The sequence below is a fragment of the Dyadobacter psychrophilus genome (genome assembly GCF_900167945.1).
GTDB lineage: Bacteria > Bacteroidota > Bacteroidia > Cytophagales > Spirosomataceae > Dyadobacter > Dyadobacter psychrophilus.
Window position 1 is genome coordinate 966678 of sequence record NZ_FUZA01000002.1, and the last position, 23567, is coordinate 990244.

Here is a 23567-nt window from a genome sequence, read left to right on the forward strand (position 1 = left end):
CTCGACCGATTTGCTAGCAGCGGGTTTCAACCCGCTGCTGCTAATGATGAATAATCAATTCCAACCCCCGCCAAGCGCACGGTAAATATTAACCGTAGCGTTCATTTGCTGCATTTTCGTTTCGATGAGATCGAACCTGGATTCCAGGGCTTCGCGCTGGGTTAGTAGCACTTCCACGTAATCGGCTCTGGCTGAGGTGAAAAGACGATTAGCGATGTTTGTGGACTCGTTCAGGGCGGCCACTTCGCGGGTTTTTGTTGCGTAGCTTTGTTCCAGGTTGCTAATGTTGGACAACTGGTTCACAACCTCAATGTAAGCATTCAAAACCGTGCGTTCGTAATTGTAAACCGCCTGGATCTGTCTTGCATTGGCACTTTTGTAAGTAGCCTGGATCGCGTTTTTGTTGATCAGCGGACCGGCAAGATCGGCGACCAAAGTTGACATCAGGGATTTGGGCACATTCCCAAGATAAATTGGGTTGAAAGCCTGTAAACCTACGGCTGCGTTCAAGCCAAGCGAAGGATAAAAGTTCGCCCTGGCTACGAGAATGTCCAGTTTTGCAGCGGCCAGATCCTGCTCAGCTTGTCTGACATCGGGACGGTTTTCCATTAACTGGGATGGGATACCAGCATGAATCACTGTCGGAAGCATATTTTCGAAATTCTGGCTGTTTCGCAAAACAGGCTGCGGGTATCTTCCTAAAAGAAAATTAATCCGGTTTTCCGTTTCTACGATCCGCTGACGGATCGCGTACTGGCGGTTTTGCGTATTGAGCACTTGTGCCTCAAACCTGCGAACGGCCAGTTCGGTTACACGTGTCGCTTCTTTCTGCATTTTCACGATCCGCAATGCATTGGTTTGAATCTCAATGTTCTGCGTAACAATGTTCAGCTGCGTGTCCAGTGCCAGAAGCTCGTAATAGGAGTTAGCAATCTCGGAAACAATGTTGGTCATCATGAAATTTTTACCTTCCACCGAGGACAAATAACGATTTACCGCAGCCTTTTTTGCATTCCGCAATTTGTGCCAGATATCCACTTCCCAGCGCGCATAGGCGGCCACGACGAAATCAGGCAGCGGCTCGGGCGTTTCTCTTCCCGGCTTAATCTCCGTGGTGGCTTCGCTGGAACCCACTTGCGTGTAACGGCCTGCTTTTTCAATGCCGGCTCCGCCTCTCAAACCCACGAAAGGCAGATATTCCCCTTTCCGGGCACGGATCTCGTTGCGTGAAATTTCAATTTCCTGCAAAGTAACATTCAACTCCTGGTTGTTGTGTAACGCAGTGTCAATTAATGCATTCAGCTGAGGATCAGTGAAATAATCCCTCCATTTCAATTTGCCGACATTGGCAGTGGAATCAGCTGCCTGACCATTGTAGGCAGCTGATAATGTTTTGTTAGGAGATCGCTGGACCTGAGAAGGGGCGTTGCAGGCGGTGTAGGCGAGGGCACTTAAAGTGATCCCCACCCACGTCAATATTCTTTTATTGCTCATCATTTTGAGTTTCTTGAGTGTGAGGGAAAATGTCGACTGCGTGAACGAATTGTTCGGTAAGCGAGCCATCTTCCTCGTCTTTAATCATTTTTCTGCCGTCGGCCAGGGTGCCAAATATGTAGTACAATCCCGGAATGATAATGACCCCGAAGATGGTCCCGAAAAGCATCCCGCCCATGGCTGACGCACCAATTGTACGGTTACCGATCGCACCGGCGCCTGTGGCAATGATTAAGGGGATCAGGCCGGCAACGAATGCGAACGACGTCATCAAAATCGGACGGAAACGAACTTTGGCGCCTTCGATAGCAGCATTGAGGATTGTTTCGCCCTGGTGTCGCTTCTGAACGGCAAACTCTACGATCAGTACGGCGTTTTTACCCAGCAACCCGACAAGCATGATCAAACCGATTTGGGCATAAATGTTGTTTTCGAGGCCCATTAATTTGAGCAAAAGGAATGAACCGAACACCCCAACTGGAAGTGACAATACAACCGCAAACGGAATAATGAAGCTCTCATACTGCGCTGCCAGCACAAAGTATACGAATGCCAATACGATCATAAACACGACCAGTGATTCATTTCCACGGATCGATTCGTCATAGGAAAGACCTTCAAATGCAATGTCATAACCTTGCGGCAAAGTTTTAGCAGCCACTTCGCGGATCGCCTGAATGGCATCGGCTGTGGTGTAACCTTTGGCTGGAAGACCCTGGATCGCAGCTGAATTATAGAGGTTAAAACGCGTGATCTCGTTCGGACCCTGACCTTTTTTCAATGTCATGAATGAAGAGTAAGGCACCATTTCGCCTGCGTCGTTTTTCACAAACAATTTCAAAAGATCGGAAGGAAGCCTTCTGAAACTCGGGTCAGACTGCACGTACACTTTAAAGAACTGGTTGAATCTGGTGAAACCCTGCTCGTATGTACTACCGATCATTATGTTCAGGTTGTCCATTGCCTTTCCAATCGACACGCCTTTTTGCATAGCCAGCTGATTGTCAATCTGCAATTCATACTGTGGATAGTTCGCTGCGAAGAAGGTGAACAAGCCCGTAAGCTCAGGACGTTTCGCAAGGTCATCCATGAATTTCTTGTTGATCTTGTCAAACTCTGCGTAATCCGTGTCAGAAGTTTTATCCAAAAGACGCATCGAGAAACCGCCTGATGTACCAAAACCCGGGATCGCTGGTGGTTCGAAGAATTCGACTACGGCACCAAGACCGCGCGTTTCTTTTTCCAGTTCTTCCATGATCTCTTTCACATTCTGCTTGCGGTCATGCCAAGGTTTCAGGTTGATCAAACATGTTCCAGCATTGGAACCGCGACCTTCGGTCATGATCTCATAACCTGCCAGTGAAGAAACGGATTCGATTCCTTCCACTTCTTCGCATATCTTTTGAAGACGGCGGGAAACTTCATTCGTTTTTTCCAAAGTGGATCCCGGAGGCGTCTGAATGATCGCGTAGATTGTGCTTTGATCTTCATTAGGAATAAAACCTGCGGGCAGAATTTTGTTTACAAAAACAATCCCTGCGCAGAAGCCCAGTAACACAACCCAGGTTACAACCCTACGGCTAACAATGCGTTTCAGCAGGCTTACATATCTTCCGGTTAGTTTGTCAAATGTTCTGTTAAATGCATCAAGCCCTTTGGTAAGGAAGTTTTTCTTCTTCTGGTGACCGTGGTGATTTTGAAGCAGCATCGCACACAAAACCGGCGTCAACGTCAAGGCGATAAGGGCCGAAATAACGATAGAGCTGGCCATGGTGATGGAGAACTGCCGGTAGAATGTGCCGACCGGACCGGACATGAATGAGATCGGAAGGAATACCGAAACCATAACAGCCGTGATCGCAATAATGGCACCGCTGATCTCACCAAGCACTTTTTTTACCGCATTAAATGGGGAAATCCCCGGCTCTTCCTCAAACTTCGCATGGACGGCCTCGACGACGACAATCGCATCATCGACCACAATACCAATAGCAAGTACAAGCGCAAAAAGCGTGATAAGGTTAATCGAAAGCCCGAAAGCCTGTATGACAAAGAATGCTCCGATCAGCGAAACAGGCACGGCCAGAATTGGGATCAACGTAGAGCGCCAATCGCCAAGAAATATGAACACCACGAGGGCCACCAGGATAAATGCGTCGCGTAATGTGTCGATAACTTGCTCAATAGAAGCATCCAGGAACTGAGAAACGTCATAGCTGATCTTGTAATCCACGCCCGGAGGGAAGGATTCTTTCATTACGTCCAGTTTCTTCTTCACTTCTTCAATTACGTCGCTCGCGTTACTTCCATAGTTTTGACGCAACACGATCGCTGCCGAAGGATGGCCGTCGAGGTTGGAGTAAATGTCAAAGAATTCAGATCCAAGTTCCACTTTCGCAATGTCACGCAAGTGAACACTTTCACCCTGGGCATTGGCGCGGACAATGATGTTTTCGTATTCTTCGGGCTTGTCGTAACGACCTTTATAAGTAAGCACATATTCCAGCGATTGGGCTGCGATACCCGAGCTTTGTCCGATACGACCCGGGCGACCCACGATACTTTGTTCGCCCACCGCCTTCATGACTTCTTCCGTAGAAATGTTGTAAGCACGCATACGCTCCGGATTCAGCCAGAGGCGCATCGCGTATCTTCTAGATCCTAAAATTTGCGCTCTTGCAATCCCTTTTGTCCGCTGGATTTCAGGGATCATTTTTACCGTTGCGTAGTTGAACAGGAATTTCTCGTCAATGCTTTTATCTTTTGAATAAAGATTGACATACATCAACATACTAGGCTGAACGGGTGAGATAATAACCCCTTCGCGCTGAACCAGTTCCGGCAAAAGCGGCATAACCTGGTCAACTCTCGTTTTTACCCGGATAACGGCCACGTTCGGGTCGGTGCCGGGCTCGAAGATGATCCTGAGCGTCGCCTCCCCCGCACTCGTTGCATCGGTAGCAATGTACCGCATATCCTGAACCCCGTTAATGGCCTGTTCAAGAGTGATCAATGTTGATTTTACCAATACATCGGCACTCGCGCCAGGGTAGGCGATGAAGATGTTGACGGTTGTAGGGGCAATGTCCGGGAACTGGGAAATGGGTAATTTCTCAATCGCCAGGATGCCTATAAATACGATCATGATCGAGATCACGATTGCAAATACAGGTCTTCTTATGAATTGATTAAACATGTCGTTTTGTGCTTGTTAAGATAGCTGACTATTCGGCGTACAGACTTAAATTGGAGATTACGGAATCAGGCTTCACGAATGTGGAGTGGATCTTTTCGTTCTCTTTCACCTGACGTAGCCCTTCCAGCAGGATTTTATCATCCACTTTCAGACCGGATTTCACAACGAAAATGTGCGGAAGCTCTGCCTCAATCGTGATTTCCCTCGAACGGATCTTGTTGTCCTTATCCACCACATACACATATTTCTTTTCCAAAACCTCGAAAGTGGCTTTCTGCGGGATCAGCAAAGCGTTTTTCATCGGAACGGTTACTAAAACATTTCCTGTTTCGCCGTGTCTCAGAAGTCTTTTGGGATTAGGGAATGTTGCCCTGAAAGCAATGTTACCGGTCTCATTATTGAAATCAGCCTCGATCGTCTTCACCGTTCCCGAATGGGAGAACATTTGGTTATTGGCCATGCGGAGGTTCACATTCAGCATGCCGGCTGTGGCTTCGTTGGCTTTGTAGTCCAGATACTCAGCTTCCGGAACGTTGAAATAAACCCACATTTCGCTGTTGTCGGATAATGTGGTCAGCAAATCGCCTTCGTCCAGAAGACTTCCCAACCTTACCTGGAAATGGTCCATGATACCATCGAACGGTGCCCGGATTTCAGTAAAACCAAGGTGCGTTGTGGCTAGTCCCAGTTCTGCCTTGGCTTTGTCCAGTTTGGCCTTGGCCAGCGCCAGCTCATTTTTGGAAACCACATTGCTGTCGGCCAGCGACTTGGTGTTTTTAAATTCGATTTCTGCAAAATTGGCTTCTGCCTGGGCTTTCTGTTGTTCGGCCTGGTAAAGCATCGGCATGATTTTGAACATCAACTGGCCTTTTTTTACGGATTGCCCTTCGTCCACATAGATATTCTGCAGATAACCTCTTTCCAAAGCCCGCAATTCAATGTGGCTGATCGCCCGGATCTGGCTTACATATTCCTTTGTAACCAATGTGTCTTTTTGTAGGGGGCTTGTAACCAGGAACTTAACTTCCTCTTCTTTTTCTTCTTTTTTGGATTCACAACTTGTATGGAACATTGTTGCACACAAGCTGAGAACCATGAGAATTCTCTTCATGATGGTTTTGCTATTTGATAAAATATGGTTTGCTACGCATGTTTTTGCCCGATATTAAATCAAATCCTAAGCCCTGAATTATGAAATTTCTGTGAGACAAGATGTAAACCATCACGAATAGGATCACATTGTTCATTGAAATGAGGGTTTCTATTTTTGTAGAATTGGATTTAACTAATACCGATACAAAAACCGCACATTACCGTTAATAGCAAGTTAAAAGCATGTTAAAAAGGTATTAAAATAAAAAATGCCGCAGGGTGCTGCGACATTCTCATTTGGAAAAGGATAAGCCTACCAGGCAGGCATCTACTCCGGATTCGTCGGTGCCTGATTGATTTTCCAGCGCTTCATGATGATCTTAGCAGAAAAGCGCTTCAAATGGTATTTTTCGGGTTCGCCAATCAGGAAACCGTAAGCTTTCATGGATGGAACAGCATCAAAAACGACTTTTAAAACCGCGGTAATTGGAATAGCCAGGATTAATCCGGCGAGGCCAAAGAGCATACCGCCCAATAACAGGCCGATTAATGCCATCAGCGGGTTAATGCTCACCTTTCCTCCTACAATGTTGGGGGTCAGAAAGTTACCTTCCAAAAACTGGACAACCTGAAACCACGCCACAACGCCGACAGCATACCAGGCGCTGTCTTTCGTTGCAAGCGCAAATAAAGCCGGAAGCACCGAGCCGATAGCAATGCCGATATAGGGAAGCAACATTAATAACGATGCCAGAATACCGAAAAACCAGGCGTAGGGAATGCCTAAAACAAGCAATCCGACCGTATTCAGGATCGCCACGATGCCCATAACGGTTACCAGCCCTACGAGATAGCTTTGCACAACATAGTAGATCTTGTTCAGCACTTCACTGACCAGTTCTTTGGAAGTTGAAGCAAAGGCATGAAAGAAAAATTCACGAAAGAAATCGCGGTAGTACAACAGGAAGAACGTGAATAACGGCACCACGACCACGCCCGCCAAAATGCCGCCGACAGAACCAAAAGCGGTGCTGATAATAACGCCCGCATTGCTGATGACCCTGTTGGAAAAGCCGGTGATCTGCTTGGTAATCTCCCCTTCTTCTATCCCAAAACGCATGGTTACCCATTTCTGGATCGTTTCGAGAATGTGCATAAAGCGAATCTGAAGGTCGTTTCCATTGGCACCGATTACAATAACCTGGTGAACGATAAACCACACCAGGCTTCCGATCAGCACGATGGCGATCAAAACGGAAAACAATGACGCTGTTACACGGTTCAACTTGAACTTCTCAAAAAATCGTGTGATAGGAAACAGCGAAATGGCAAGGAGAATGGAAAACAGCAGCGGGATCAGAACGCCCTGCAGCACATATAGTAAGGCAATGATCAAAACCAGGCTTAGCAGAGATGCGGCGAGATTCAGACTTCGGAGACTATCGGAAAATTTAATCATGATTTTGGAGAAGATATCTTGGTAATCCATTCCTATAAAATACCATGCCCATTCCAGTGTATATAAAAAGCGGGCGTTGGTAGCTAAACCAACACCCGCTTTTTTACGCAATCCCAATTATTTTTTATAAATGCGATACAGTCGGCCCTGGTCGGTTACCGCGTAGAGCGCGCCGTCCTTGCCTTCGGTAATGTCGCGGAAACGTTGTCCTTCGGAGGCCAGAAGCCTTTCTTCTCCTACGACCTTGTTGTTTTCAATCACCAGCCTTGCGATGTGCATGCTGCTCAATCCGCCGATGAAAAGATTGTTTTTCCATTCCGGAATGCTGTCGCTGCTGTAAAATGTGATACCGCTTGGCGAAACAACAGGATCCCAGTAATACACGGGTTGTTCCATGCCTTCTTTAACCTGGATCGAATCGCCGATTTTCTTGCCGCTATATTCGATTCCGTACGTAATGGTGGGCCATCCGTAATTTTTGCCTGCCTCAATGCGGTTGAGTTCATCACCACCTCTTGGCCCGAATTCAACTTCCCAAAGATCGCCCGAAACCGGGTGGAATGCCAATCCCTGCACATTGCGGTGTCCGTAGGAATAAATCTCAGGTTTTGCGCCTGCTTTGCCTTCAAACGGGCTGCCTGCAACCGGCTTTCCGTCTTTGGTAATACGGATCACCTTTCCAAGGCTTGAATTCAAATGTTGCGCCTGCGGCCTGGAAACCGTGTCAGAACGCTCGCCGGTGCTGATCACCAGGTCGCCTTTTTTGTCAAATAAAATCCTTCCGCCGTAATGCAGGTTGCTTGGAAATGCAGGTGTAGCGCGATAAATGACGGTAGCGCCTTCGATCTTTTTCTCGTCTGCCGAAAGCTTTCCTTTGGCTACGGAAGTCAGGTTACCGCCTGGGCGCGTTTCTGCAAACACCCAGTAAACCATTCTGTTTTTGTCAAATTCAGGATCAACACGGATGCCCAGCAGACCGCCTTGTCCCTCAGAATTTACGGCAGGAATGCCGGTGATCGGGGCGCTTACTTTGCCGTCGGTGGTGGCAATACGCATTGTTCCGGCCTTTTCGGTAATGATCAACCGGCCGTCCGGCAATGTTGTAACGCCCCACGGATTTTTAAGGTCGCTGGTCAGCACTTTGCCTTCGTAGGCGGTTGTGGATTTCACGCTGCCGATCCTTGTCTGGCCTTCAAAGGAAGGCTTGTAATCCGAATTGGCCTTTTGCGTTTCAACAGGAGCGCCCGCCGCAGCTGTGGTGTCTTTTTCCGCAGCATCTGAATTCTCAGATGATTTGTTTTGGCAAGAAGCGATTACAAAAGCTGCCCCGGCCAGGGTTAGCAGAATACTTTTAGTCATTTGTTTAAAGTTAGAGGTTTCGAAATGAGATTTGGGATGACTTGATTTTACGTATACACAATCTGGATAACGGTAAAGATCTGTTTTAGGATCAAAATTAAAGGAATAGTTTTCAAAAAATATAAAGTCATTGGCAAATGACCGCAAACTAATGGCATCCTGAAAGGCGTTGGCTCGTTTTGCTGCCGGTACTTTCACAATACGCCGAGCGCATGGAAGTGTAATAAAATTGTTATTTTGCGGTGTGAGAAAGACTTTTTATATTTTCATAGCCGCTATTGCCTTAGCCTCTTGCAAGGTCAGCGTTTCAGAGAACCATAATGGGAAATTGGCCTACCATCAGCTCGTACAGGGGAAGGATTCGGCGATTTTGGCCAAGCGATATATACCATTCAGCAAAACCCTCAATTTCCGGGACATTGGCGGAATTAAAACCATGGACGGGAAAACCGTTCGTTTGGGTAAGATTTATCGCTCGGGAAATTTGGCTGAACTTGGGAACGACGAGTTTACAAAATTCAATGCCACGCACATTGGGCGCGTATATGATCTCCGTACGGATCACGAGATCAAAGGCAAGGAGGATCATTTACCGCCGAATGTGGAATATCTTCATATGCCCACGGTAGCGGATAATGAAGGGGAGATCGCTCAGTTGAAGAAGAAGGTAATCAATGGTGAAATTTCCGAATCGATGGCGCGGGACATGACGACCCAGTTCTATGAAGATGCGGTCTCCGTGAATGTCAAAGCATTGCGGAACATTATCAAAAGCATCGCGGAGTCGGATGAGCCTGTTTTGTATCATTGTTCTGCCGGAAAAGATCGCACAGGGATTGTTTCCGCATTGATTTTGTCCATTCTTCATGTAGATCGGGAAACGATCGTCAACGAATATCTGCTGTCCAACTACTACCGCAACGCCCAGGCTGAAAAAACATTAGGCAAGGCAAAAATGGGCAAGATCATCAAACGGAAAATGGATCTTAAAGCTGTGGAAGTCTTAACCACCGTAGAGGAAGGTTTTATCAATGCGACATTTAATACTATCGATACTAAATACGGCGGTATGGATTCTTTTATCCAAAACCAGCTGGGTATCGATCAGAAAACAAGGATGCGGTTAGTTGAAAAATTTACTAAGTAACAAGCAACATCGCATTGTAAGCTGTTATTTTTCAGGTAGTTGAATAATAAATGTCGTTCCTTTTCCTTCCTCGGTTTCGACTTTTAGCTGGCCACCGTGGAATTTGATAATATCATAGGAAATGCTGAGGCCCAGGCCGGTGCCCTGACCGGTGGGTTTGGTTGTAAAAAATGGCTGAAATATCTTGTCGACAATTTGATGCGGGATGCCTATGCCGTTATCGCTCACGGAGATTTCGATCAGCGACTCGCCAGATTGCGACACAATCCGGTTTGTCTTTACTGTTACCAGCGGCTTGTAAGGTTCGTCAGAAACCGGTTGAAGCGAGGGTTTCACAGCAAAAAAAGCATTGTTATAGAGGTTTAACAGAACCCGCCCGATATCCTGCGGAATAACCTTAATCGCACCAATGCTTTCATCAAAATAGGTTTTGAAATCCGACGCAAAAGTTTTGTCTTTTGCCCGCAAGCCATGATAACTTAGCCTTAGATATTCATCACAAAGAGCATTAATGTCCGTTGCCTCGCGCTCATTGGTGTTCGTTCTTGAATGTTGTAACATGCCTTTTACAATGGCATCTGCGCGTTTTCCGTGGAAGATAATGCGGTCGCTGTTGTCGCGGATGTCGGAGATATAGGACTTAATTCCGGCGGGTGTTTCATCATTGAGGTCCGCAGCTACTTCGTCCAGGAGTTCAATATTCACTTCGGAAAAGTTGGTAATAAAGTTCAGCGGATTCTGTATTTCGTGGGCAATGCCCGACGTAAGTTCTCCCAGGCTGGCCATTTTTTCACTCTGGATCAATTGCGCCTGCGTGACTTTGAGATCATTAAGCGATTGCGTAAGGGCAACTGTCCGTTCTGCCACTTTTTGTTCAAGGAGCATATTTTGTTCTAGGATCAGCTCCGATTTTTCGTGCGCAATGCGGAGCGTGTTGGCGTGCGCTTCCTCACGTTGTTTTTTATACATATTAATGCGGTCGGCCAACGCAAGGGAAAGGAGCGTTACTTCAATGGCTGAGCCAATTTGCATGGAATTGATATAATACATGACCGGCAGCACATTCAATGCTTCGAGAATAGCCGCTATGAAACCTGCAATCAGAAAACTCCATGCTACGAGGTAGAATTTGGCTGGCTCGTAACCTTTCCTGTAAACGATCACCCCGGCTACCAGAAAATAAATGGCCATCAGCACGATTCCTGCCTGCGCCAGGCTCAGCGCGGTGATTTTGAAAGGTGTGAATACGAGCAGAAAAGCCAGAATTCCCCAGCATATGAAGACGATTGAAAACCGGTGCGCACGCGGTGCAAGTTGGCTCGTATGCAAAAATTCCCGTGTGAATAATGTTGCTGTGAGAATGGTGAGGCCGGAAACCGCGACGGCATATTGATTAAGGATCGGAAAATTGGGCCAGATAAATTCAAAAACATATTGAAAAACGCTCGACATAAACCACGTTATACTCAATACGTAAGCCACATAATACAGGTAGATCTTTTCACGGGTAGAAAAATAGAGGAACAAATTATAGAAGAAAATCAGCATCATGACGCCTGTATAAATCCCCTGGATCAGGTCCAGAATGTGCGTGTCTTCCATGAATGCCTGCAATGTGCCCACTCTCAGCGGAAAAAAGAACGGCTGCACGGTTTTGATGCGCAGCAAATATTCCTGTTGCGCGTTTTTTGGGACTTGCAATGGAAAGAGGAAGGTGTTAACCATTACAGCGCGCTGCTTGAAAACGTAGTCGTCGCCCGTTAGCAGCACCTGGGCCACTTTATTGTCATGAATGGTATAAAGGGCAATGCTATCAATAAATGCAGAGCCGATGTGTAGGTAGAAATCCTTATCTGTATTATTACTGACAGTAAATTTAAACCAGACCGCGTCAGATGTGCTGCCGAAATTAGGCACTTCCTGCTCGTATTGCTTGAATTTTGATTGGAAATCCGGTTGTAATATCTGTTCAACACGAAGGTAACCGGGGTCGCGGAAATAGGCGGTGTGGCGGCCGATCGCGTACCAGTTTACGGTATCGGAAAGCGGCACGATCGACTGCGCATAAAGTCCTGTTGTCGTAAGCAAAAAGAAACACAAAGGTAAAATTGATCTCATCGTGGGGTGCGACTGACTGGTTAGGTTTACTGGGAGGTTGAATTGTCTAAATTTAATTAAATTTTTTCTGTCAATGGTGAAGCTATTTACAATAAATCGCTAATAATGACTACATTGACAACCATAAAAGCAGCATAGTCAATGCTGTAACCCCACTAAATATCAAGTCTATATTCAGGCCTAGTAGGTAAGCGACACACTACGTAAAACTATATGTGTTTTTTGGCATATGTAGAAACCCATAGCTTCTACAATGGCCGGTTTTCCGGTTGCCCCCATTTTGCAAATCCCCGAAAATAAGGACGTTCAAATTCATCTTTTTCTGACATGAATGCTGGCGATTTAAAAGAATTCGAAGAGAGCTTGTGGGTAAGGTTGAAGCCGTTGAAAAATGATCCCGATGCGCGCATCAGGTCAAGGTGCGAGTTTTACAAAAAATATGGACAGGAAGGTGATTCAGGATCTTTTGGTTACGGGGATTCAGAAATTGCGTTTTTGACATGGGAAAAAAGGGCTGTCCTGCGACCCGTCACCGGTGCGCCCCCGGGAAGTCCCTGGTGGAATGATGTCAATCTTTGGTTTATTTATTTATCGGAATTAGGCGCGAAAGCCTATGAAAAGGGCACACCTATTTCCGAACTGCCAATCCCTTCCCGGTTCTGGCTGCGGTTCATACAGCAGCCCAATGCTGTAAATTGGTATAAGGCGCACAATTCCAGCATTATTGATGGTTATCTCAAATTTTCCGATCTGGCCGAGAAAGAAACTATTCCGGAGAGGATTTTTATTAACATGGTCTTGTACAGGCTGTTATTTGCCCAATCGCTGGTAGAAGGCGATTTTCCGTTTCCAAAGCTCGGCAAGATCATGGGTGATCCGCGTGGCCGTTCCGTGCAGTTCGTAACGAGTATGGATGCCTATTATCCAGCACATTATCCTATGACGGGCGAAGAGATCAGGGAGGTGCTTGGCAAATCCCACAGTCTGTCCGAATTGGGCGTAGAGTTCCTGGATGACGTGCTCGTGGAGCCGGAACTTACGCAGCTTTATCAGGAAGCCGCCGAATGGAATAACCAACCCGGTTTGATAAACCTCATCGTAAATCACAAACCCGCATATCCAAATGGCGAACGGTTGCCGGATACTCACAAAGCCTGGATTATCACCCTGATAATGTGGCTCAGGAAGCTGTTTTCCAAAATATTTTAGACACAAACGCTAACTAAAATTCCCTACTCGAAACCCTATGGAGACAAAGAAAAAGAAAATCGCAATTCTGGGTGGCGGCATGGCTTCGCTTTCTGCGGCACATGAAATGACCGACTATGAAGGCTGGCAGGACCATTATGAAATCACACTTTATCAAACCGGCTGGCGACTAGGCGGAAAAACAGCCACCGGGCGTGGAGAATGCGACCGGATCGAAGAGCACGGCATTCATATTTTGCAGGGTTGGTACGACACCACATTCCGCTTGCTGCGCGACGTATATGCAGAAAGGAAACAACATAACCTTGCTCCCGGCAGCCCATTACAGGATCTTTTCAAGGATGGCCTTGTCGCCAATAATTCGACATTACTGACCGAATTTATCCCGGAGCTGGGCAAGTGGACAAACTGGCCGCTGGTGTTGCCAGAAACGGCTGAGCAGCCTGGTGCGGGTGAACCTTTGCCCATGTGGGCGCTGGTAAGAAAAGGGCTGTCGGTTACGGCTGAAATGCTGCTGGGAAGCCCTTATTCCAGCACCGGGAGCTGGTTCGGCAGGTGGGTGCTCAATAATTTTTACCCTAAATTCGTCGATGGCGTCGAGCAAAAATGGCAGGAGAAAAAGGGACTGTTACATTGGCTTCTCAAACCACTTTTTTCTGAAAACGGATTTTTTGGACGCCTCGTTAAGCGCGAAATGTCGCACATCAATGAGGCTATCAAATTGTTGGCACAGGAATCCGGCGATAATCATAAGCACCACAGCTTTATTTTAACCCTAATTGAAAGGGAAATTAAACACATCGAGCGCGAGGGCCTGCCTTACCGGGAAGACCAGCAGGAGAAAAGACGTCTGGCCATAGCCGTTTGCTTTGCTTACTACAACATTAAGGGTGTTCTTAAAGACGTTTACGACCGTAAAACAGAGCTTTTTGATTTTGATAAAATTGATAAATACGATTACCGCGACTGGCTGGCAATGCAGGGCGCGCCGCAATGGCTGGTGGATTCGGTGATCGTACGTTTCTTTTACACCGGAACATTTGCCAACCTGGTCAACGAAAATGGGGGAGCGGTCGCTGCGGGAACGGCACTTCAGTTTTTTGCAAAATCAGCGGGTTATAAGGGTTCGTTTGTATATCAAATGGTTTATGGCACCGGCGATGTAATGGTGATGCCCATTTATGAAGTTTTAAAGAGCCGGGGCGTGAAGTTCAAATTTTTCCATAAAATCGAGCAGATACATTATGATACAAGCAAGTCAATTCAAACAGTATCTTATGCCGAGCAGGTGAAATTACAGGTGCCGGAATACGATCCCGTCAAAAAGATCAATGCCGAACTCCGTGTGTGGCCCGGTGCGCCGCTTTACGACCAGCTGGACCCGGAACATGCGTCACGATTGCAAGCTGGAAATGTAAATCTGGAAGACCCATGGACGGATTGGCCGGATTATCAGAAGGGACAATTGACAAAAGGGACCGATTTCGATGAAATCGTCCTGGGAATCCCGATCGGAACGCTGAAAACGATTTGCAGTGAAATTATTGAAAAAGAGCCACGCTGGAAATCAATGGCGGCAAACATTGTGACTACGCCTACGCAGTCGGCGCAGCTCTGGTTTTTGCCAACCTTGCAGGAGCTGGGTTTCGAGCTTGCTGAATGGGGGCTGGCTCCGGGGTTCAGTGCTCCGAATGTTGTGGTTTACCAAAATCCGATGTATTCATGGCTGGATAGCACCATTGCGTTACCGAGTGAAAACTGGCCCAAGAACCAGCAGCCTAAGTTTCTGGCTTATTACACAGGTCCTTATATCCTGCGCAAACCGTTGCCGGAAGGGCCGGACACCGCTTATCAGGCGAGTGAAAATGAGCGATTGAAAAATGCATTTGAACAATGGTTGCAGGACAACAGCGCGTGGTTTTGGCCAAAAGCCGGAACCTATCTCTATCCCCAGGGACTCAATTTTCAGCTTTTGGCCGATGTTAAGGATTCCAAAGATGGCTATGCGCGTTTTTCGGGTCAGTTCTTTAAAGCGAATGTGCGCCCGACCGATCATTACACGCTGTCCGTACCCAACAGTGCCATTCACAGGCTGAAAGCGGATGCGAGCGGTTTTGACAACCTGTTCCTATGCGGCGACTGGATTGATTTTGGTGGCAATGTTGGCTATATTGACGGCACCATTCAATCCGGGCAGCAAGCTGCCCAGGCGCTCCGTTCAAGAATGCATCTGGGGGGGCATAAGGAAATATGGTCTGAAATGAAATCCTGATAATGAGGAAAATACTGTTAATTCTGACATTGACTTTATCACAATTGATGCCGGTTTGTGCTCAAAACAGCGAACCAGCTCTCCGGATTGACATTCCAATCGACTCTATCCGCCTGAGTGACCCTTTTATTCTGGCAGACAAAAATACGTCCACATATTACATGACCGGGACAGGAGGGAGGTTGTGGAAAAGCACGGACCTCCGAAAATGGACGGGTCCATATTAGATTGCACAAACAGATCCGAAATCCTGGATGGGCCCAAACCCGATGATCTGGGCGTCTATTCACAGTCATAAAAGCATTAACAACCGCACTGTCAGGATCCCTCACCTGTTCGAAGTAGATGATACTGGTGACAAAATAGTAATAGGTAAGGCGTTCAAGTGATTTTTGTAGAACTATTTTATGCGTTAATTTTGAAAGATTTTCTATAATTCTTATCATTACTGACGATTTTACCTCCGTCAATAAGTAATGAAACGGTTTTTATTCTCAACGACCTTAATCTTTTCGCTGCATTTATTTACACCCGGCTTTGCGCAAAAGCCAGGGTTGCCTTATAACCGGTTTACGGGAGAAATCACCCAAACAAAAACTGTCCAGACCGGCCAGTCGAGAGACAAGACATTCAGTGCTATAAAAGGCTGGATAACCAAGACTTATCCTAACTATCGCGAAGTTGTGCGGGCAGAGGATATGAGCTCCGGTCATTTTATCATTCAGGATCGCGAACCGATTGTTTCCGAGCGATTCAAATCGTTCAGTTACCGGGTGACCATTGATGTAAAAGATGGAAACTACACCTGCACGATCAACAACGTTAAGACGCTAAGCCCCGGATCGGCCACTTACATGTCGGCAGACATGGATTTTTCGAACATGGGGATGTATGGACAGGACATCGATGACACTAGCAGGCAAATTTCCATCACCAAAAACAAAAAAGTCCTGGCCAAGCTGTACAAAAAACGCCGCGTCCTAAAATCCTTCCTCCTAGATTACAACAAGTCCCACAACAAAATGTGCCTGCAATTCAATATGATCCAAAACGGCATACTCGAAGCCGTTTCCGGCGTAAGCTCGCTGGCAGCTAATTGATTTGGTTGCAGAGGTTTTTTCCGTTCGACAAATTTTGTAGTTAGCTAATTGAAACCCGCCGAATAATAATCGGACTTCGCTTTTAGGGAACGGGGATCTACCTTGTAGGGATTAATTAGCATTGACCTCTATGCAGTCGTTTTACGAATTTTGCGATGATCACATTCTTTGCCTCCCTTTTGCTTCCGACATTATCTCCGGATTTTTAACTTCATTTATCTTTTTATTTGCGCTATTATTTTTTTTCAGGCCAAGAATTAAAATCAGTCCGCAGATCGCAACACATGTAAAATCGTACGGCGAAACTACACCCAGTTCCTGGTATTGTTTTAAAGTAGTTAACGGCTCATTTTTCAGAGCGTTTGATTTGAGAGTTGAGGTTGTTCAGAAGATCCCCGTGACAGGACCAGAGGGAAGGCAAAACCACAGAACGATTTTGCTTCGTTTGCATAAAGACAGATATAACTACGTTGCTCCGTTCCGATTTGGCGAAAAATCAGAATATGCATTGTGGTTTATGACAACGGATAATATTGCGAAGATTCTAAATGAAAATGAACATTATAGTATTGAGATCCGTGTTATCGCAAAACATGAGCTAACTGGCTTGGGAAGTGTGTTTGTTAAAAACTACTCAAAGCATGATATCAAGAATGGCACCTTTAAATCGGGAAATACCTTTGAAATTGTTTCTTAATCAAAAAACATTGCTTAGATTTACCTGTACACAAAACACGAACGACATGAATAAGGACATCATTGTATTGTAAGCCTTTAGGGCGAGTCAATAAATTTAATAGAATTAAGCCTCCCTTCATTAGAAGGCTTTTTTGTTGATAGTTACCGATTTTACGACCGATCCCTTCAAGGAACAATCGTCGTGAAGAGATACACTGCAAAGAGGACTAACAGCACGACTCCCTGCATAATGGTTGTGCGTCCGGTGCCGAAAGACAGTGCTACGGTGAAGAGCGACAGTATAAGCAGGAGCGTTGATTTAGTGTCGATGCCCAATGTGATCGTTAAGCCGGTGAAGATGGATACCAGGGCCACAACAGGAATTGTGAGGCCGATACTCGCTAATGCAGAGCCCAGAGCCAGGTTCAAGCTGATTTGAAGGCGATTTTTCTTAGCAGCCCGCAATGCAGCCAGGCCTTCCGGCAGCAGAATGACAGCGGCAACAATAACCCCGACCAATGATTCGGGGGCACCCATATCAACTACAAAACCTTCAATAGTGGGTGCGAGCATTTTAGCCAAAAGCACTACGGCTCCAAGGCATACCAGCAGCAACACCGTGCTGAGAATGGTAACCTGATTGGATGGCGGATCCACGTGTGCTTCGGTTTTTGAATCTACTTTTTCCGGAAGAAAATAAGCGCGGTGCCGAACCGTTTGCACCATTACAAATGTGCCGTAAAGCACAAGCGAGATAATTCCTACAAAGATCAACTGGCTGGTATTGTAAATGGGCCCCGGTACGCTTGTGGTGTAATTTGGTAAAACAAGTGTCAGTATCGAGATAGCCGTAAGCGTGACCAATGCTGCACTTACGCCAAATCTGCCGAACTGTTGCTCCTGATAGCGATAACCTCCTACGAGCAGGCATAGCCCGATTATCCCGGTAAGAATGATCATGATAGCTGCAAAAACGGTGTCCCTTGCAAGGGCGGCGGTTTCCGCTCCGCCAGCCAGCATAAGGGAAACAATAAGTGCAACTTCAATGATCGTAATGGCGATGGCCAGAACGAGTGTTCCAGCTGGTTCGCCTACGCGATGGGCAATTACTTCGGCATGATGGACAGCCGCCAGCACGGTTCCGATGAGTGCGAATGCCAGGAATAAATCATATATGCCGCCAAACTCTAAAGTTTTTCCATAATATAGTAGCCACGCCAGGATGGGAGTAATGATAGACCAGCGTGGGAGCGAGAGTTTAGACTTCATGAATTAAATTTTAAATGAGGATAGGTCCTGGAAGACCCGCAAAAAGGTCAGGCCAGAGGCAAAGTGACATCCAAATGTTTCGCTTAGACCTGATCGGGAAACTGAAAGATATAAAACTAATTGCCAAACAAGGCGGTTTGGAAGGAAAAATTTGCCGGATTTTTGTTAGTAAATGGTCTTTTTAGCAGAATTTAAGAAGGAGCTTATCCAGTTCTTCGTAGCCTGTTGGAAGCAGTGCCTGGTCGAATTTTACACCCGCGTTCAGCAACATTTCGGCCGATTTTGGTGACCGCCTGTCTGTCCAGTAAGAATCAACGCTAGCCTTGATCGCCAGCTGCAGGGGAGTGCGGCCCTTTGTATCCGGAATGTCTATGGGTGATCCTCTTTCAATGAGCAGTTGCACCACATCGTGTTGCGCGCGCCATGCTGCTACGTGGATTGCGAGGCTTCTTTTTGGGATTTCGAAATAGCCATCACCTTCCTCAAAAGGCGTATCCACCGTCACGCCCAGGTCGAGCAACAGCCTTACACCTTCAACATTGCCCGCGCCCGAAAATTTTGCGAGCAATGTTCCGGCGATGGACATAAGATCTGGCAGAAGTGACGGATCTTGCTGTAAAATGTTTTGCGCCAATGTTTTATCACCGAATGCGCAAGCTTCTATGAGCCTGTCGACACCCTCTAAACGATAAGTTAAGCCTCGCTTTTGCAATTCTGAGAGCACATCGTTCCGCCCTTCCCTGGCTGCCCGGGCTGCTGCAGAGAGATCCTGGCAAACCAGCGCAGGATCAGCTCCGTAATCCAGAGAGAGTGATATAATGCCGATGTGGTTGCAACGCATTAACGCATGATGAAAAGGCGATGTGTAAGACCAGCGCCCATTGGGATCAACACCCTTTTCGAGTAAATATTTAACGCCCTGATAATCATGTAGATCATGCTTCCTGATCAGCATGAGCACCAGATTTTCGGTTGTGATTTTGCCAGTTTCTACAAGCGTGATCATGGCGTCGTTTTCATAGGTTTCCGGCGAATGATATACTGCCTCAATGTCATTAGGGTCACCGCCGTATGCTAGCAACAGTTTTGTTAGATCGGCGTGGTGTGCGATGCCCGCTGCGCCATATAATGCTGTCTCAAATTCGGGATAAGCGCCTTTTGTCCAAAAGCCTGAGTTTGGATCGGCGCCGGCATCCAGAAGGATCCGCGCTGTTTCCAGGAATGAAGTGCCTTTTTCTTTATTCAGCCTTAAATATTTCGACATACAACAATAAACAAGCGCGTTGCCTCCATAAGGACCAGCGGTGCTGTCTATCAGGGTAGGATCTGCCGAAATAAAATCGCGAACAACCGGAGCGTCACCCAATATAGCAGCGGTATGGATGCTCATACCGGCCAGTTCCGGGTATAATGCCAACATGGAATCGGCTTCTGTGAGCGAGCCATGCCAAATCGCCGCCCTGATAAATGCAGCTTGCATATCCTCTGCCCCTGTATTTTTTGAATTTTCAGCCATGGCCTTTTTCATTAAACAAAATATTCCAAATCTAAAAACTTATTATCCACTTACCATGCCTCATTACCAAAGTTCTTACCTTACCATTCAGAAGAAATTATCCTGTATTAATTGGACATCATTATGGCTACGAAGATTTCGCTTAACGCTGTTTTTGTTCTCGTTGTTCTGCTTTCCATTGCTCAACCGGGATCCGCACAAATCAAACCTTCGGGCGTGGCGGACACCAGTTTCTCGGTATTGGGTTCCTATCGCAACGAAATCAAGCATTATCCGGACATTCGCATTGCTGATCCCACCATGCCTTCTTCTGTCAATGCTAATCGGAATGTTCCATACAGGCAAAGCCTGTCGGGCCGAAATTTGTTGCTTGATATTTATCAGCGTAAGCAGAGGCTCCCGAAACCTGCGCCTGCAATCCTGATGGTCCATGGCGGCGGCTGGCGATCGGGCGACCGCACGCACAACGCGACACTGGCAAAGCGACTTGCGGAAAAAGGGTTTATTACCATCACCGCAGATTACAGTCTATCAACGGAAGATTTATTTCCAGCGGCAGTTTACGATCTTAAAGCTGCAATACGGTGGATCAGGGCGCATGCGAACGATTATAACATTGATACAGCCCGGATTGCAATTCTTGGTTTTTCAGCAGGCGGTGAGCTGGCTGCATTCATTGGCGCGACCAATGGGAATAAAGAATTTGAAGGATCAGGTGAAAATATGACCCGGTCCAGCACGGTGCAGGCTGTGATCGATATTGATGGCATTCTTGCCTTTATACATCCGGAATCCGGCGAAGGAAACGATTCAAAATCAATATCGGCAGCAACATATTGGTTTGGATATCCTAAAAGTGAACGAGCCGACCTTTGGAACGATGGTTCACCCATTACGCACGTTAACAAAAATACGCCCCCTTATTTGTTCGTCAACAGTTCGGTAAGCCGCATGCATGCGGGCAGGGAAGATTTTATCAAAAAACTAAATGGCTTCGATATTTATTCAGAAGTGAAGACATTTCCCGATGCGCCGCACACATTCATGTTTTTCGATCCCTGGTTCGAACCGACGCTGAAAACGATTGAGGATTTCATGAACCGCATCTTTCCAGCTAAATGAGCCTGATGATCGTAACTTCATTTTAAATTATTTGGAGGCCTGATTAGCATGATTCTTTTAAGCTCACTGGTTTATCGCGCTTTTTAAGCATGCGGATCGCAAACAGGAACATTTAAAATGAGTTTGACTAATATTACGATTATAGGTGGCGGAGCCTGTGGCATATCTGCATTTATTGAGCTTTTTCTTCAATTACGCATTGCAAAAAGTCACCAGAAAGTTAGCATTACCATCATTGAGGAGAACAAGGAAGTTGGGAAAGGACTGGCTTTTGGAACCAACCAGCCGGGTCATATTCTCAACACCCAGGCCGATTTAATGGGAATACATTTTGCAGAACCTCAGCATTTCAGCGACTGGCTTATTGAGCATGATGCTCGCATTGGCAATGAGGTTGTTGATAATCAGGGTGAAAATAAGGCATTTACGACCCGGCGGTTGTATGGGGATTATTTAAAGGAGCAATTTGAACATTATTTTGAGCTGGCGAAAAAAGAACGCATGGCTGTGGAGGTGATAAGAGCGACCGCCATCAAAGTAACGAAGCTGAAATCCGGTTTCAATATTCACTTGTCAGGAAACAGGAAACATTCGTGCGACTTTCTGCTTCTTGCGCCTGGCACTCCCGTTGCCAATAATTATCCGCATCTGGATAAAAAGAAAAATTACTTCGGCTCTCCCTGGCCGTCGTCACCCATCCTGGATAAAATCCCAAAGAATGCAGATGTTGCCATTCTCGGTTCGAGCCTTAGCGCTGTTGACGCTTTAATGACATTGGCCGATAATGGTTATACGGGAAAAATCACTTGCTACTCTCCCGATGGGCTTATGCCGAGAGTTCAGCCAGAGGAGCAGGAAATGATTGAATGCAAGTTCCTGACACTAAAAAAGCTGCATGAAATTCAGCGAAATGAGCTGAGAAACCCAACTGTGATGGAAATATTCCGTCTTTTTATGCAAGAAGCGGAAGCATATGCAGGGGAAAAAATTGATTGGGACGAAACAAAAAGAACCGGGAAACCCGCGGATCAGCTACTTAAAACAGATATTGAAATTGCCAAAAATGGCGGCGATGCGCTCGTCAACATTCCTTATTCATTGCGTTATGCAAGTTCGGAAATGTGGAAATGGCTGGATGAATCGGAAAAGTTAAAATTCAAGAAATGGCTTGGCGCTTACTGGGCTGTGAGCCGCCATTGCATGCCGCTCGTAAATGCCGAACGGGTTAATGATCTGTTTGATACAAAACAACTACGTGTTGTGCCGGAATTGAAAGAAGTGGTTTACGACGAAAAAAAGAAAGGTTTTGTGCTGACCTGCGATGAGGGAAGGGAAACGGTGGAAAAATATGTCATTAATGCAACCGGACCTGCATCTTCGGTCAAAATGATGAAGTCGGAGCTGATGCAAAACCTCGCTAAGGGCGGTTTGATCGAACCGGAAGATGCGGGTGGGATCAAGATCAATACGGAAACGATGCAGGTGATCACCGGCCAAAAAACTTATCCCAATTTTTATGCGGTCGGGCACATTACCAACGGCCTGCTCCTGGATGTGAATGCGGTTTGGTTCAATGTAAAAATGATCGGCAATTTATCTCGTCACCTTATCAGCCAGATCATTGGAAACCCTTCTTAAACTTTACGGCGAGCTTTTGCCTGTGATGGCATTTATCCCCGCCGGCTATCTGATCAGCAAGAAATTCAATTTCAATTCGGATTACATCAGCAAGCCGCTGATTAATGTGCTGTTGCCGTTATTAGTCTTTACCAATATGCTCGATGCGGAGCCTTCCAAGCTGATCGTGCTGCCAATTCTGACGTTCCTGCTCGCATTAGGGATGAATTTCGCGGCCAGATTGGTGCAGAACAACCTGGCTTCTGAAACCGAACCGCTGCTTTTACGCAGCTCTTTTTCGTTTTTTAATATCGCATTTTTCGGCATCCCAACAGTTACTGCTCTTTTTGGAGAGGATAAGGTCACTGTGCTGATATGCATTTATCTGGGCTCGGCTTTGTACGGCGATACGATTGGCTATTTTCAGGTTGCCAAGACTAAATATCCCGCTGGAAAAGCATTCAGGGAAATGTTGAGCATTCCTTTTCTTTACGTTTTCGTAGCAGGAATAATAGCCAAAGTCGCCGGGCTCGAAACCCCGGATGTTGTGAAACCCGCCCTTGATGTCGTCAGTTTTGCTGTATCGGCAGCCGGAATGATGATTGTTGGTTTCCAACTGGCCGATGTTGATTTCAAGCACATTAAGGTTTCCTATTTTTGCAAACTACTCGGCTTTCGCACCTTCGCTGCGGCAGTTATCCTCTTGGTAATAGCATTTGCCGCGTCTTTTCTCGCGAAAGATCTGGAAGAAGAGGATTATAAAATGCTGGCTTTGGTCCCGCTTTTTCCGGTTGCCGCTAATGTGACCGTCTTCGCAGCTTTCCTCAAAGCGGATGAAGAACAATCTTCGATCCTGGTCTTTTTATCCATGTTGCTATCTGTTGTACTCGTTTCCATAGCCACATTTTTCCTGCAATAG

At 46.4% G+C, this 23567-nt stretch carries 17 protein-coding genes; 9 read left to right on the forward strand and 8 right to left on the reverse strand.

Annotation, left to right across the window (positions count from 1 at the left end):
• Positions 1-54: 54 nt before the first annotated feature.
• From B5X68_RS10960 to B5X68_RS10980, 5 genes are all read right to left on the reverse strand, one after another.
• Positions 55-1494: a TolC family protein gene (locus B5X68_RS10960; protein ID WP_082215318.1), complete on the reverse strand. Its 1440-nt coding sequence runs from the start codon at positions 1492-1494 to the stop codon at positions 55-57.
• The gene (locus B5X68_RS10965; RefSeq protein ID WP_082214715.1) at positions 1484-4690 is read right to left on the reverse strand and encodes an efflux RND transporter permease subunit; all 3207 of its coding nucleotides are present in this window, start codon (positions 4688-4690) and stop codon (positions 1484-1486) included. The genes B5X68_RS10960 and B5X68_RS10965 overlap by 11 nt, the downstream gene beginning before the upstream one ends.
• Positions 4691-4718: 28 nt before the next feature.
• Complete coding sequence (locus tag B5X68_RS10970) at positions 4719-5801, reverse strand: efflux RND transporter periplasmic adaptor subunit (protein ID WP_082214716.1); 1083 nt, start codon at positions 5799-5801, stop codon at positions 4719-4721.
• A gap of 309 nt (positions 5802-6110) precedes the next feature.
• Positions 6111-7352, reverse strand: coding sequence for an AI-2E family transporter (locus tag B5X68_RS10975; protein ID WP_229208363.1), 1242 nt, complete (start codon positions 7350-7352; stop codon positions 6111-6113).
• A gap of 6 nt (positions 7353-7358) precedes the next feature.
• Positions 7359-8600: a PQQ-dependent sugar dehydrogenase gene (locus B5X68_RS10980; RefSeq protein WP_082215320.1), complete on the reverse strand. Its 1242-nt coding sequence runs from the start codon at positions 8598-8600 to the stop codon at positions 7359-7361.
• Positions 8601-8844: 244 nt separating this feature from the next.
• On the opposite strand from B5X68_RS10980, the gene B5X68_RS10985 reads away from it, so the two are divergent.
• Complete coding sequence (locus B5X68_RS10985; RefSeq protein WP_229208364.1) at positions 8845-9747, forward strand: tyrosine-protein phosphatase; 903 nt, start codon at positions 8845-8847, stop codon at positions 9745-9747.
• Positions 9748-9771: 24 nt separating this feature from the next.
• Here the strand turns inward: B5X68_RS10985 and B5X68_RS10990 are convergent, their stop codons facing one another.
• A complete protein-coding gene (locus B5X68_RS10990) occupies positions 9772-11835 on the reverse strand; it encodes a sensor histidine kinase (protein WP_170916627.1) in 2064 nt (687 codons plus the stop codon).
• A gap of 357 nt (positions 11836-12192) precedes the next feature.
• On the opposite strand from B5X68_RS10990, the gene B5X68_RS10995 reads away from it, so the two are divergent.
• The 5 genes from B5X68_RS10995 to B5X68_RS28625 all read left to right on the forward strand — a co-directional run bounded on the left by B5X68_RS10995 (position 12193) and on the right by B5X68_RS28625 (position 17143).
• Positions 12193-13074 (forward strand): hypothetical protein, encoded by an 882-nt coding sequence (locus tag B5X68_RS10995; RefSeq protein WP_082214718.1) that lies wholly within the window; start codon positions 12193-12195, stop codon positions 13072-13074.
• 37 nt (positions 13075-13111) lie between these two features.
• Entirely contained in the window at positions 13112-15346 is a 2235-nt protein-coding gene (locus B5X68_RS11000) for an NAD(P)-binding protein (protein ID WP_082214719.1), read from the forward strand.
• A gap of 2 nt (positions 15347-15348) precedes the next feature.
• Complete coding sequence (locus B5X68_RS11005; RefSeq protein WP_212567997.1) at positions 15349-15573, forward strand: hypothetical protein; 225 nt, start codon at positions 15349-15351, stop codon at positions 15571-15573.
• 249 nt (positions 15574-15822) lie between these two features.
• On the forward strand, positions 15823-16446 hold the full coding sequence (locus tag B5X68_RS11010; RefSeq protein ID WP_082214720.1) for a DUF4468 domain-containing protein: 624 nt from the start codon (positions 15823-15825) through the stop codon (positions 16444-16446).
• 367 nt (positions 16447-16813) lie between these two features.
• Positions 16814-17143 carry a hypothetical protein gene (locus tag B5X68_RS28625; RefSeq protein WP_141110266.1) on the forward strand — a complete coding sequence of 110 codons (330 nt, stop codon included), beginning with the start codon at positions 16814-16816 and terminating at the stop codon, positions 17141-17143.
• 167 nt (positions 17144-17310) lie between these two features.
• Here B5X68_RS28625 and B5X68_RS11020 read toward each other — a convergent pair whose 3' ends face one another.
• Together B5X68_RS11020 and B5X68_RS11025 are read right to left on the reverse strand one after the other, a co-directional pair.
• On the reverse strand, positions 17311-18393 hold the full coding sequence (locus B5X68_RS11020) for a calcium:cation antiporter (protein ID WP_082214722.1): 1083 nt from the start codon (positions 18391-18393) through the stop codon (positions 17311-17313).
• Between the two features lie 181 nt (positions 18394-18574).
• The gene (locus B5X68_RS11025; protein ID WP_170916628.1) at positions 18575-19909 is read right to left on the reverse strand and encodes an ankyrin repeat domain-containing protein; all 1335 of its coding nucleotides are present in this window, start codon (positions 19907-19909) and stop codon (positions 18575-18577) included.
• A gap of 123 nt (positions 19910-20032) precedes the next feature.
• Between B5X68_RS11025 and B5X68_RS11030 the strand changes: the two genes are divergently transcribed.
• The 3 genes from B5X68_RS11030 to B5X68_RS11040 all read left to right on the forward strand — a co-directional run bounded on the left by B5X68_RS11030 (position 20033) and on the right by B5X68_RS11040 (position 23567).
• Entirely contained in the window at positions 20033-21031 is a 999-nt protein-coding gene (locus B5X68_RS11030; RefSeq protein ID WP_082214724.1) for an alpha/beta hydrolase family protein, read from the forward strand.
• A gap of 117 nt (positions 21032-21148) precedes the next feature.
• Positions 21149-22669: an FAD/NAD(P)-binding protein gene (locus B5X68_RS11035; protein ID WP_082214725.1), complete on the forward strand. Its 1521-nt coding sequence runs from the start codon at positions 21149-21151 to the stop codon at positions 22667-22669.
• Positions 22653-23567, forward strand: coding sequence for an AEC family transporter (locus B5X68_RS11040; protein WP_082214726.1), 915 nt, complete (start codon positions 22653-22655; stop codon positions 23565-23567). The genes B5X68_RS11035 and B5X68_RS11040 overlap by 17 nt, the downstream gene beginning before the upstream one ends.